General features: G+C 36.8%; 6 protein-coding genes and 1 pseudogene. 3 read left to right on the plus strand and 4 right to left on the minus strand.

Annotation, left to right across the window (positions count from 1 at the left end; all coding sequences use genetic code 11):
- Positions 1 to 4 precede the first annotated feature (4 nt).
- From MM236_RS14035 to MM236_RS14045, 3 genes are all read left to right on the plus strand, one after another.
- The gene (locus MM236_RS14035; protein ID WP_241275620.1) at positions 5 to 3,055 is read left to right on the plus strand and encodes an efflux RND transporter permease subunit; all 3,051 of its coding nucleotides are present in this window, start codon (positions 5 to 7) and stop codon (positions 3,053 to 3,055) included.
- Positions 3,056 to 3,061: 6 nt separating this feature from the next.
- Complete coding sequence (locus MM236_RS14040; protein WP_241275621.1) at positions 3,062 to 6,187, plus strand: efflux RND transporter permease subunit; 3,126 nt, start codon at positions 3,062 to 3,064, stop codon at positions 6,185 to 6,187.
- A gap of 257 nt (positions 6,188 to 6,444) precedes the next feature.
- Positions 6,445 to 7,629 carry a hypothetical protein gene (locus tag MM236_RS14045; protein WP_241275622.1) on the plus strand — a complete coding sequence of 395 codons (1,185 nt, stop codon included), beginning with the start codon at positions 6,445 to 6,447 and terminating at the stop codon, positions 7,627 to 7,629.
- 107 nt (positions 7,630 to 7,736) lie between these two features.
- Here MM236_RS14045 and MM236_RS14050 read toward each other — a convergent pair whose 3' ends face one another.
- From MM236_RS14050 to MM236_RS14065, 4 genes and pseudogenes are all read right to left on the minus strand, one after another.
- Entirely contained in the window at positions 7,737 to 8,435 is a 699-nt protein-coding gene (locus MM236_RS14050; protein ID WP_241275623.1) for a hypothetical protein, read from the minus strand.
- Positions 8,436 to 8,502: 67 nt separating this feature from the next.
- Positions 8,503 to 9,114, minus strand: a pseudogene (locus tag MM236_RS14055) (Uma2 family endonuclease).
- Between the two features lie 288 nt (positions 9,115 to 9,402).
- Positions 9,403 to 10,248, minus strand: a complete 846-nt coding sequence (locus MM236_RS14060) for an OmpA/MotB family protein (protein WP_241275624.1) — start codon at positions 10,246 to 10,248, stop codon at positions 9,403 to 9,405.
- Positions 10,249 to 10,808: 560 nt separating this feature from the next.
- Entirely contained in the window at positions 10,809 to 13,691 is a 2,883-nt protein-coding gene (locus tag MM236_RS14065) for a triple tyrosine motif-containing protein (RefSeq protein WP_241275625.1), read from the minus strand.
- Between the last annotated feature and the right edge of the window lie 125 nt (positions 13,692 to 13,816).

Consider the following 13,816-nt stretch of genomic DNA (forward strand, 5'->3'; position numbering starts at 1 on the left):
CGCTATGGTTAGATTTTTATTAGCGAGGCCTATTGCGGTTTTGATGACTTTTTTGGCATTGATGGTATTCAGTATCATTGTTTTTAGGACATTGCCCATTTCACTTCTTCCGCCAATAGATGTACCTCAGATAGTCATCAAGGTCAATTATCCCAATGCCTCGCCAGAAGCAATAGAGCAAAATGTTCTGGCAAGAATTCGGGATGAATTGATGACGCTCAATGGCCTCGAAGATATGGATAGCAAATCCGGCAGTGAGGTTGGTACAATCAGGCTGACATTTGATTACGGTACTAAGATGGAGCTGGCATACATTGATGTCAATGAAAAAATAGATAGAATCACCAATTCACTTCCTTCAGACTTGGATCGACCCCAAGTAATTCGAATCAATACTAATGATATTCCAGTTGCTCGAGTTCAGGTAATACCAAAGGAAGGAATTGATTACACTGAGGTAAGTTTGCTTGCAGAAAATGTTTTGAAAAAAAGGTTGGAGCAATTGCAAGGGGTTTCTTTGGTAGATATCAATGGAAAAAAGGAAAGGAGTATCACCGTTACGCCAGATAAACCTGCGCTAAGGGCTTTGGGGATGACTGAGGAGAATGTTATCCGTGCGATTCGCTTCGGTAACGAAGAGTTGCCAGGGATCAGTGTAGAAGATGGACAGTTTAGATATTATTTGAGATTGGCTACAAGGGTAGATACTCCTGATGATATTATGCGTCTTCCGGTGACCAATGATGCTGGTCTTACCGTGGATTTAGGCCGTGTAGCAAAAGTGCAGTATGAAAACAAAGATGTGCTTGGCTATCATTATTTTGGTACAGAAGAAGGTTTGGTGATTACAGTTCACAAACAGGCTTCAGCCAAAATGAACGAAATGATGCCTTTGATCTATGAGTCTCTGGAGTTTTTCAAAAATGATTACCCTCAGGTTGAATTTGACTTGACACAAGATCAATCAACATTGCTCAATGCAGGGATCAGCAATCTCCAAACATCACTTTTGTTTGGAGGTCTTTTCGCTTTTGGAGTGTTGTTTATTTTTATGGGAAATTATAGAACACCCGTAATCATTGGAATCAGTTTGCCATCTTCCCTCGTTATCAGTTTTCTGGTTTTCTACTTTTTCGATATTTCCATCAATGTCATTTCTCTCAGTGGCTTAGCTTTGGGTCTAGGGATGTTGATAGATAACTCCATCATTGTATTGGACAATATCACAAGGAAAAGAAAAGAGGGATTAGAGATATTCGAAGCATGTGTGCAAGGAGTAAATGAAGTGATGTCCGCTTTGATCAGTTCTGTTTTGACAACTTTGGCGGTATTTATTCCATTGATTTTCCTAAGTGGGATTTCAGGCGCTTTGTTTTATGATCAGGCAGTATCTGTCGCGGCGATTTTGTTTGTATCTCTTTTGGTAGCATTTATTCTTTTACCGATGCTTTATCATTTCTTTTTCAGAAACAAATCTGCTGAAGAATTGGCAAAGGAAGACAGCAAGTTCTTTGGGGTGGTTTTGAGAGGCTATAAGAAACTTTATCAAATAATTTTCAGAAGACGTGGACTAAGTTTTATCATATTTTTGATTTTCATTCCTTTGGCTTTGCTGGTAAGTCAATTGCTAAATACAGAGGGACTTCCACCGATTGAGAAATTTGATGCATTGGTTGAGGTAGATTGGAATGAACCCATAGGAGTGGAGCAGAATAGAGATAGACTTCTGAGCATACTCCAATCTTTGGATGGAGATTACTTGAAAGCGGAATCGGATGTTGGGGTGAGGCAATTTTTGCTTTTTGATGGTGAAAACTCCATCCAGCAAGCTAGTGTCTATTTCTTGTTTGAAACACAAGAAAAAAAATCATCCGAAATGGAAAGGTTGAGAAATTTGCTTCTAGAGAATTTTCCAGATGCGAATTTGAACATTATGGATGCTCCAAATGCTTTTGATCAGCTTTTTGCTTCCAATCTCCCATATTATGAGGTAAGATGGAAGGATCTGGGCACAAAGCGTCCAGTGGAAGAAGCTAAGATGGATACTTGGCTAGCTGAATTTCCTACTCAAGATTTTGAGAGAGGTCCTGGTCTACAAAAAGAAGCTTCGGTTATCTTCAGGCTGGATGGAGCAAAAATGGCACTTTATGGAATAGAATCCTCCGCTGTTCAGGATCAGGTTCAAAAGCTATTCGGGACTTTTTCAATCACTGAGATCAAGCGATTTGGTGAAATCACACCGATTAGAATGAAAGGCGAACGCTCCGATTTTGAACAAATCTTGAGGACAAGCAATATTATTGGCAAAGATGGAAATGAATATGCTTTGAATAATTTCATCAGTTTTGATTACGAAAATCACTACAAATATGTCACCGCTGACAAAGGAGGGATTTTTCAATCCGTATTGTTGAATGATAAAAACCCAACCCAGTTCAACAGTGAAATCAATCTTTGGGGAGCTGAAAAAAACTTGGGTATCAGTTTCTTTGGCCAATATTTCAAAGACCGTGAAACCATCAGTCAATTGGTCAGTATTCTGATGATTGCTGTTCTGTTGCTATATTTTATCCTTTCTGCACAATTTGAGAGTTTTATCCAGCCTTTGATAGTGATTTTCACCCTGCCGCTTGGGATTGGTGGAGCTTTTATCGTTTTGCTTTTGACAGGAACTTCCCTGAATGTCATGTCGGCAATTGGTTTGGTAGTAATGCTCGGTATCATGGTGAATGATGCCATCTTGAAAATAGATACAGTGAACAGGTTGAGAATCAGGTATTCGGAGAATACTGATTTGGATGAAAAAACAATCTTGGATAAATCCCTATATGAGGCTGGGGAAATTAGGCTGAAGCCAATCTTGATGACTTCTATCACCACAATATTGGCGTTATTGCCGGTAGTGTTTAGCTCAGGTCTTGGTGCAGATCTTCAGCGGCCTTTGGTGTTTTCTGTTATTGGAGGACTGACGATCGGTACATTTACGGCATTGTATTTTGTGCCTTTGGCTTACTGGTTTATGGGTGGAAAAGTAAGTGTCAAGGAAAAGGAATAGACAATTATGACTCCATTTAGAATTATTATATCATTTATTGTTTTGGCCATCATTGGCTTTGCCTTGGTTCCAAAGCTATCTGTAGATCTCAATCCAAGAGAAAAGCAACCCGTGCTTACGGTGAGTTATTCTGTTCAGAGATCTTCCCCCGAATTGGTCGAAAAGCTCGCAACCTCCCCATTAGAAGGGGCATTGTCCCAACTTGCAGAGCTCAAGAAGGTCAATTCGATTTCAAACTACAACCAAGGCTCTATCACACTTCGGTTTGATAAAGAAACTGATATGGAGTTCAAAAAATTTGAAGTCGCTTCCATTATCCGTCAAGTTTATCCTTCTTTAGATCAAAATGTGAGTTATCCATTGGTCACACAAAGTGAAGCTCGGAGATCGGATCAAAAGACTCCAATTCTTACTTACAGTATTAATGGGCCATTTGCTTCATTCGAAATCAAAAAAATCGCAGAGGATGTGCTCAAATCTTCCCTCAATAGATTTGAAGAAATTGAGGAAGTGAATATTCGAGGAGCAAATGACCTTCAGCTATATGTCACTTATGATATCAAAAAGCTACAAGCACTAAAACTTACAAGGTCAGATATCAACTCAGCAATATCCTCTTCATTTGGAAGGAATTTTCCAGGATCACTTGTCAACAATAGAGGAGAGACACTTTTTATCCAAGTGGATCGGTCTTTATCTACTATTGATCAAATTGAGAATCTTCTCTTAACGACCAGGGAAGGAAGTGAAATCTACCTGAAGGATGTAGCCAAATTGACCCTCGAAGAAGCTGAAGCCAATAGCTATTACCGAATCAATGGAAACAACTCAGTTACACTTTCGGTCATCAATAGGGATGGAGTCAACAAAGTGCTTTTAGCTCAAAACATCAAAAAAGCAATTGAAGATTCTAAACCACTTTTGCCTGCTGGCTTTGAAGTAAGGTTGGAGAATGATGATACGGAATATTTAGAAAAGGAATTGAATAAAATCTACAAGCGGTCTGGGCTTTCTATTCTGATTTTGATTGTATTTATTTTTATCATCAATAGAAACCTGAAGTATCTAAGTATTCTGTTTTTGGGCATTGTGATCAATTTGAGTGTAACTGGGATTATCCTTTATTTTCTCAAAGTTGATATTCATCTTTACTCACTCGCTGGGTTGACGATTTCTTTTGGATTGATAGTGGATAATGCCATTATCATGATAGATCATTTGCACAAACATAGAAATCGAAAAGTGTTTTTGGCTCTATTGGCTGCCTCCTTGACGACTATAGCTGCTTTGATGATCGTGTTTTTTCTCCCAGAAGAGGATAGGAAGAATCTAACAGAATTCTCAATTGTAGTGGCAACCATGTTGGGAGTTTCTCTTGTTGTAGCTTTGCTTTTTACACCTGCTATGTATGCAGTTTTGTTTGGGAATAAAGGCCAAAAAGGAAGGGTTTTGACTGTTACCCAGTTGAGAAAAAGAGTAAAGGCCTTCAGGATTTATAGTAAAAGTATTGCCTTTACTGCCAAATACAGAAAGACCTTTGTTACATTATTGGTCTTGCTTTTTGGACTTCCAGTGTTTTTCCTACCTGCAAAATGGGAAGGGCAAGAATGGTATAACAAAACAATTGGCTCTACGCTTTATCAAGAAGATATCAGGCCTTATGTGGACAAAGCACTTGGAGGTTCCTTGAGAATGTTTGTAAGGGGAGTTTATGAGAAATCAGCCTATCGGGAGGCTGAAAAAACCAGGCTATATGTTTCGGCAAGATTGCCATTTGGAAACACTTTAGATCAGATGGATTTCATTATGCGGGAGTTTGAAGTCTTCCTGAAAGGAGTGGAAGGGATAGATCAGTTCGTGACATATGTCCAATCTGGCCAATCTGCAAATATCACAATTACATTCAAGGAGGCTTATGAAAAATCAGCTCTCCCATATCAGTTAAAGGGAAGATTATCTGTCAAATCTACTGATTGGTCAGGTGCCAGATGGAACATTTATGGAGTTGGACAAGGATTCTACACAGGTGGAGGTGGTGAAGGTATTCCATCTTTCAATGTCACCATGAAAGGATACAATTTTGATGAACTTGAGAAGCAATCTGAAGTCCTTGCCGAGAAGCTTCTTCAGCACAAAAGAATCCAAGAAGTGAATACCAATGAAAGGTTGAGTTATAATGAATCCAAGACAGAAGAGTATGTGTTGAGATTGGATCAATCAAGCCTTGCATTGGGAGGCGTAAATCAATATCAACTGATCAATTCTCTCAATGATGTATCAAAGCCGTCTGGTCCATCGGCATATGTTGCCTTGGACGAGAAAAACTATGGCGTAGTAGTTAGAGAAAACAATTCCAGTAGTTTTTCAAAGTTCGATTTGGAAGAAAATAGTTTGATTACAGGAGAAGATAATATTTTTAAAGTAAGTAATTTTGGTACGCTAAATAAGGAGTTTACTACAAATGCGCTTCATAAAGAAGATAGACAGTATATCAGGTCTGTTGCTTTTGAATATATGGGGTCAAGAAAGTTTGGGGAAGAATATCTGGACGAAATATTGGAAGAAATGAAGACTTCAATGCCAATTGGGTATTCTGCAAGCAAACAGACTTGGTCTTGGGGTTATGGAAAAGCCAAGAGACAATATGGTTTGATGGGGATTCTGATTATTGGTGTATTTTTTATCACTGCTGTTTTGTTTGAAAATCTTCGGCAGCCTTTTTACATCATAGCCATTATTCCACTTTCATTTATCGGGTTGTTTTTGATCTTTTCACTGTTCGATTTCTATTACGATCAGGGAGGTTGGGCAGCATTTGTGATGCTGGGTGGTTTGGCTGTGAATGCAGCAATATTTATTGTCAATGATTTGAACAACAGAAAATCCGGAAGCCCAGTCAACTACAATAGAAATGTCATCAAGTCAGCAGCAGGCAAAGCGATCCCAATCATGCTGACCATTTTATCGACTTGTTTTGGTTTGATTCCTTTTGTTGTTGAAGGACAAAATGAAGTGTTCTGGTTCTCGCTGGCGATTGGTACGATTGGAGGATTGGTGTTCAGTGTGGTAGGTGTTTTCCTTGGACTACCTGTATTCTTGTGGAGGAAAGTGAAAAAAGCAAAAGTTCAATAATGCACTTTTGCCCATAAACTAAGTGGTGAAAAAAATCTATAATTTTTTTTATTATAGGTCATATAAAGTCAGTTTTTTGACACTAATGATTAGTTTAATTTTATTTTACAACTCACAATTATATCAGTAAGATTTTCGTGGATCTTCAAATTGTACTGCCTTAATAGACAATGTTTTGGTTTGACGGAGTAAAAGTAGGCCTTTGTTATTACGAATTCCTTACTGATGTAGCTGTGAATTAATCATCCAAAGACAAAATGAAAAATCTTTATTATTTAGTTGTTTTATTAATAGCACCACTTTTTATAGCTTGCTCTGGGAGTGAGCAGCAAACCGAATCAAATCCTTCAGATCTTGTCGTGCTAGAATTGATTGATTCCTTGATCGTAGATGAATTATCGCCACTGACACTTCAGGATGTCAATCTGGAATCAGGAAAGGCCTTATTGGTAGCCAAGAGTAAGAATGTCTTTTTGACAGATTTAATGGGAGAAGTTTTAAAAGAATATTCCTTATCAAATGATGGTCCTGATGGAGTCGGGGGGAATGGAGCTTTTGGATATAAGTTTTTGGGAGAGGATAAGTTTGTGGCTCAAGGTTTTTTTACTTCATATTTTGTTTATGATTTTGAGGGGAAGCAAGTGAAAAAAGTCCCTTACAATACAGATCAACTTTATAGAATGATGCTCTACAGAAATAGGACAACTTTTCATCCCTACATGGATGGTGATCAAATGATGATGATAGGTGAAGAGCATAATTTTTTCTCTGACGAAGAGATGGATCCTACAGTGCTTGGGACAAAATTTTACGAGAAAATTAGTTCTACTTATAGGTACAACCTGGAAACCCAAGAAAATGAAATTTTGGAGTCATTTCCTCCTACTTGGGAACCAAGAGTAAACAACAGGTATGTTGGTTCAAAAACTTCATTTCTAGCATTGCATGATTCCAAAAAATCTTTTGCATTGTTACCTCTTCAAGGATCTCAAGTTTTTTTCTACGATTTGGGAAAGGAAGTCACATTCAAGGGGGAAGTTCAATTGCAACATCCAAAGAGACCAGAACTAGCACCCACAATTTCACCTGACACCAATGCGGATTACTCTGATTTCCCTTCCTTTAGCAATGTTCTTTACGCAGGGGATTATTGTCTTATTCAGTTTTTCTCTACTATTCCAGAAGCAAAAGTATCTGAGCTTAAGGCGCTTTCTGAGCAATACTTTACCACACCAGAATACAAAGAGGCATCTAAACAATATGTGAAGCCATATTTTATTTTAGTTAAAAATGGAAAACAGATTGGTATTATCAATGAACTTCCAGTCAATGGGACAGTAGAGTTTTTGGACAAAAATGGGGTTATTTATATCAATGACAATATCAGTCCACAAGTAGAACGTGACTATAATCTTTTTTACAAAGTCAAAATCAAAGAGTAAAGGCTATAAAACAAAAACGGCCTGGGAAATTAATCCCCGGCCGTTTTTTTATATATGTATAGTTGGTTTAGATTCATTAATTATTTTTCAAACTCCATGCCAAAATATTAATCGAAATAGAAACTTAATCCAATAGATGGTTGAATCATATTGAAAGTAGATCTTCGAGGGGAATATTCAAAAGTACCATTCACTTGCCCGTCAGGATCAGGAACATAATTCACATCGCCTTTTGTAAGATATTCTAATCTTCCCGTATTTTGATACATCAAGCGAAGTTCAAGGTTTGCATTGATTTCACTACCCAAAGGAATCATCACTCCACCTCCTAGCTGACTTAACCTGGTCCAATTCCCCATGTCTCTTTCTAATTCGATAGGTTCTGAAAATGCGTCTTCCCTGATTTTGAAGCGGGTGTAGCCATAAAGAGCTCCTATTTGAGCTTCCATAAATGGAAAAACCTTCCCATAGACTTGTGGAAAAAATCTAAATACTCCGGCCATGCTCAAAGTGTTGTTGTTCCTTCTAAGTCGAAGTTCATCATTGAAACCTACGTATAGGTCATTTCTTTTTTCCAATTGTGTTCCATAAAGTCCAAAACCCAAGCTCACGCCAACTTCAAAAGGTAAATTTGGAACTTGATAATTGGTGAAAACAGCTAATTCGGGTACTACCAACCTTCCTGATACTTCATGGAAATCTTGCGTAGCAATGCCACTTTTGAACTGAAGTCCCCAAAGCATGTCTTGGGCTCTTAGTGGGAGTAAATAAAAAAAAACAAGTAATAGTAAGATTGATTTTTTCATAGTGCCGAAAATACGTAGTTTGATTATACGGCAATTACTTAAGAGTGTTTTTTCAAATTTTCGAATTCTACTCACCCAACCCCTCAAAAACCTGCTCCAAGTCCAATACAAATCCTTTGAGGACTGACGAAGACACTTTGTGTCCCATGGTGTAAAGTTTGGAAGGGATATACTTTCCTTCGATCAAAGTGTATATGAAAAGTGTTTTTTCAGAAGGATGAATGATCCAATATTCCTTTACACCACTTTCTTCATAGACCTCATATTTGTTGATCAATTTTTTTTGATTATTTGAAGGAGAGAGAATTTCAATGATCAGATCCGGTGCTCCGACACAACCCATTTCATCCAGCTTCTACATGTCATAGATTACACAGATATCAGGTTGTACTACAGTGAAAATGTCTTCATTCAGATTGGAGTGAACAGGTAGTCGAACATCAAATGGGGCTGAGAATATTTTGCATTTTTTGTTTTCAAGGAAATTGAAGATTTTGTTTGAAACAATAGCTGAAACCTCTTGATGAATCCTTCTAGGGGCAGCGGCTTGTCTGAAAACTTTGCCTTTTATGAGCTCCACCATTTCCTCAATATTCCATGATAGGTAATCTGCATAGGAATACTTGCCGTAAAGAGCTTCAGGGTCATTTAAAAAGTTTTTGTGATCTTTGGATTCCATAAAGCTAATTTATTAAAAATAAGATAAAAAAAGAAGTTGTTTATGAATAGCTCTTTTAGTGAATCTTTATGTAATGTTAGTAGATGTAGTTTTAAGCCTTTAGGATTCTATTAAATCTGTCATTCAACAGAATCCTAAAGGCTAATTGATTCTAAATGTGTTCGTGTCTCAATTGCTAAATGTTCTAAGTTCGGACAAAATCTTAGGAGATGGATCCGATCTAGAATTTAGAAAATTTAAATTTTTGTCATTGATCAATTTAAAATCTCAAGTTATTGAACTTAGAATTTATTCCATCAGAGCAAAAAACTTGTCCAAATCAGGTAGAATGATGATTCTCGTCCTTCTATTTTTGGCCATGTTTTCAGCACTGTCGTTGTCTACCAGTGGTGAATAACTACTTCTTCCAGCTGCGATTAGTTTTTCTGGAGCCACATTATATTTAGACTCTAAAGCCCTTACTATTGAAGTAGCTCGCTTTACACTAAGGTCCCAATTATCTTGTAAAACTGATGTAGAGATACTTCTTGGGTCTGTATGGCCTTCAATCATCACTTCCATGCTAGGTTCCGAATTGATGACTTCGGCTAATTTTTTCAAGAGTCCATCTGCGTTTCTACTAACTACAAAGCTTCCTGTATTGAACAAAAGTCGGTCAGAGACTGAAATCATCACAACAGTTTTGTCTATATCTATTGTGATATCTTCATTCTCTTCAGCAGAGCCATCCGATATTGATTTCTTTAAATTGTAAGATATCGCCAAATTTACCGAATCTTCCATCGTTCTTGCATTTGCTAATTTTTCAGGATCAACATTTGCTAAAGTTGCTTCTAGTTTTTTCCTACTATTGTTGGACATTGGCACAGCACCATCCAAGCTGAATTTTGAATCGCTCGTTTCTCTTAAAGAATTGATTTTGGCATTGTACTCCTCAACTCTCTGCTCGATTCTGGCAAATCGCTCTTCCAAGATCCTGTTTTCCTCTTCTAGCTTTTCCTTTTCTGATTTTGTTTCAGCAAGGTGAAATGATGTCGTGTTCAAATCATTTTCAAGTGCTACATATTTCTTTTTGGATACACAGGATGCCATCAGGGATCCTGAAACTAAGGTGATTAAAATGATTCTTTTCATGTGTTTTTATTTAGTTTTTAAATTCTTACCCCGAATAGTCGGGACAAGCTATGGAACCTCTGATGACTGATAATGAACTCAATTTGATTCGTTTTCACCATCTGTGATTTCATAAGTTGGTTTGTTTTGATATTTAGGCATCATGCCAAAAACAAAGCCATAGAAAAGTTAAATGTAATTTCTACCACAAAATTGTTATCTAGTAGAGGTATTTAGTCTCAATTATCGACTTTTTAAGGTAAAGCAGATTATTTTTTTGCTGAAATTTGCATGACTGAAAGTTGAATTCGGATAGGTTTTATATCCTAAAAATGACTATCCATTTTCTTGCACGTAGCCAAACGATAGATTGTCGGATGAACGATTTGTGGCTCTGTTTACAGTGGGCTGTTGTCTGCTGACGAGTATCCGCAACTTAAAAAGTTATTTTTACCTAAGGTGTAACATTGCGGATACTCATAATCCTAAAAATGCTTATGCATAGTTTCATATTAATATAATTGTGTTTTTTACGGCATTGATTTTTCTACTCTGTAAATATTTGATAGTTGTCCGTTGATTTAAAACTTCAATATGTATTCTTGAAGATTCTCTGAGCGATCAAGATTAAGTTTTTTTCGGAGTCTATACCGTGCTATCTCTACACCACGTATAGAGATATTCATTAAGTATGCAATTTCTTTGGTAGAAAGATTCATTCTCAAATATGCACTTAGCTTGATTTCTTGGGGACTCAGGGTGTTGAATTCTTTTTTGAATCTTGACATAAAATCACCGTGAACTTGATCAAAATGGATTTCAAATTGTTCCCAATCGTGATCTTCGGCAATATTTTTCTCTATGTTTTTAATCACTTTTTGAAGTTCATTTTTCACTTCTTGGTTTCGGCTCTTTTTGATTATCGAATTCAAATTACTCCTCATATGATCTATAAATCCATTCTTTGTGATCAGATGCATGGTAGCAGTAGCGAGTTCTTTGTCCTTGATTTGAATTTCATGTTTGAGTTTTTCGGTTCTCAACTTTTCCACCTCTTCTTGTGTGATTTTTAGTTCAGAATCCTTTTCTTCGATGACTCTTCGGGAGGCCGTTTTTAATTTTTGAGCCTTTTTCTGATACCTTTTTTCTATCGTTCTGTAGCTTAAATAAATACCTGCAATCACCATTACGGTGTAAAGAAAGTATGCGATGGTGCTTCGGTACCAAGGAGGTAAGATTACAAACGAATAACTCGCCACAGGACTGATTTCGTCAAAGAGATTCTTACTACGCACATGAAAGGTGTAATTACCTTCTCTTAGGTTAGTATAGGCTTTTTCTCGCTTATCGACCCATTCACCATAGTCATTTTCAAGACCCTCTAACCAATATTGAAATCGCAAGTCCTTTTCATTATTTGGAGTAGGGTTGGTACTTTCAAATCTGATATTGCCCTTTTTATATGGGATTTTGGGAATACTGTTTCTTGACTGATGCAGGTTTAGCTTGTTTTCGGAATAAGAATTTCCATGGAACAACAATGAATCAGAAGGCCCCGTCAAATAAACAGCTCGAATCAACGTAGGGAAGTTTGTCGAATGGATATTGTTTTCATTGAGATTAAAGTGCACAAATCCACCATTCGCCCCAAATAGTATTTCATTTCCCCGAAACGCAGAAATGTTTTGTAAGTCATCATTTAGAAGTGGGAGTAATTGATTGAATATTTGATAGGTTTTAGTGTATGAACCATCTACATTTTTTTCTAACACACCGATTTCTGTTTCTCCAATGAAGTATATGTTCCCAATTTGGTCTTCTACCAAGTAGTGAATCAAAAAATCATCTTCAAAATAGTTTTTAAAGAAATCGTCTCTTTCGAATTTTTTTTCATTTTCTACAAATCTAAAAATCCCTGCTTGTGTCGTAAATACTAACCTATTGTTTATCTTCCAGACATTATTGAGGTTGGTTGTGAATAACCCTGATTCTGCCCCAAAAAATTCGACTTCCGCATTTTGGACTGCTTCATCCAACTTCAACCTATAGACACCTTTATAACCATGTGCAACCCAGATGTTTCCTTTTTCATCTTGCTCAATGACCCTGCTTGATCCATTGAAACCATTGATTTGCCTTAAATATTTTATGCCTTGAAGAGTTTTTTGATACAAATGCAGACCTGAATAACTGCCTACCAGGATTAGATCAGGATGATTTTTCAAAAGCTGGAAGTTCCAAATCCCCGATGGCCCTTCTATCCTCACTGCTTCGTTATCTTTTATTACGAAGACACCATCATTGTGAGCCACCAATAGGTCACCTTGAATAGACTTGATTTGATAGACTTGACCAGTAGAATTTTGAACCAAGTTGATGTCCGACCAATTATTATTCAATTCTTCCTGAAAATAGACACCATTGTTGGTTCCATAATAGATTTTCCCTTTTTCAAAGGTGCCATGATAGCCAGTGCCTGTCAGTCCTGAGTGTTGATTGATTCTTCTAAATGGCAAGCCTAATTGCACCATGGTAAGCCCGTTGTTGTGCCCAATCCAGAGGTTTCCTGACAGATCTTCAAATAGCGAAATGATGGAATTGTTGTCCAACCCATTGTTTTTGTCCAATTGCATTATTTTCTTTCCATTGGAATCAAAAATCATCAAGCCATTTAGCTGTGTTCCTATTGCAATTTGGCCATTTCTAAGCATTAATGAAGTGTTGATTTTCCAGTTTTTACTTTCATTCCATGAATTGTCCAGAATGCCATTTGTCGTGATAGGAAACACCCCTTCATCTCTTGTGAAAATCAAGTATTTTTCTGTGCTTTCCTTAATTATTCCAGTGACTAATTTATCTCCAAAAAAATCAGAATTCATTAAATCTATAAATTTTCCATCTTGTAATTTTTTCAGACCAGCACCAAATTCGTTTATGTAAAGCTGATTATTGCTGAAATGAAAACTTTCAAAATTTGTCTTACTTTCAATGCTATACTTGAACCTTCTTTCCTCGTCAAAAACAAAAATTTTCTCGAATGTGCAAAAGTAGATTTCAGTATTTGAAATAAAGACTTTCCACACTTCCTCTAAATTTCGATCTTTTTCCGGGAGCTCTGATTTAAGTGAATTGAATACGAATTGGCCAAAATCATCTACTGAAAAGTATCCGAAATCACCTTGACCAGAAATATACACAACACCTTTTTGATCTAACTGAACATGTCTTGTTTTAGCACCATTGGGAATAGCATGTCTTCTCCATGTGGTTCCGTCATGTTCTAAAAGTCCATAATTGTTGGCGACATAAATGATACCAGCATTGTTTTGAGCGATTGCATAATTTTGAATACCGCCTTGATAGTCTTGGCTTGAATAGTACTTTGAAAATGGTAATCCTAAGTTTTGGGCAAATCCATTTATGCCAAACAGCAATAAAACTAAACATACAGGATATTTTTTCATTTTGGGTTTGAATTGTTAACCAAAGCAATATAATAATTTTTGGTTGATGTATTCCAGTAAAAATATTTTTGCATTTTTTAGTAAGAAAAAAACGCCCTCAATTTTCATTTATAAGGTATTTTTGA

It is taken from the genome of Belliella calami (assembly GCF_022549695.1).
GTDB lineage: Bacteria > Bacteroidota > Bacteroidia > Cytophagales > Cyclobacteriaceae > Belliella > Belliella calami.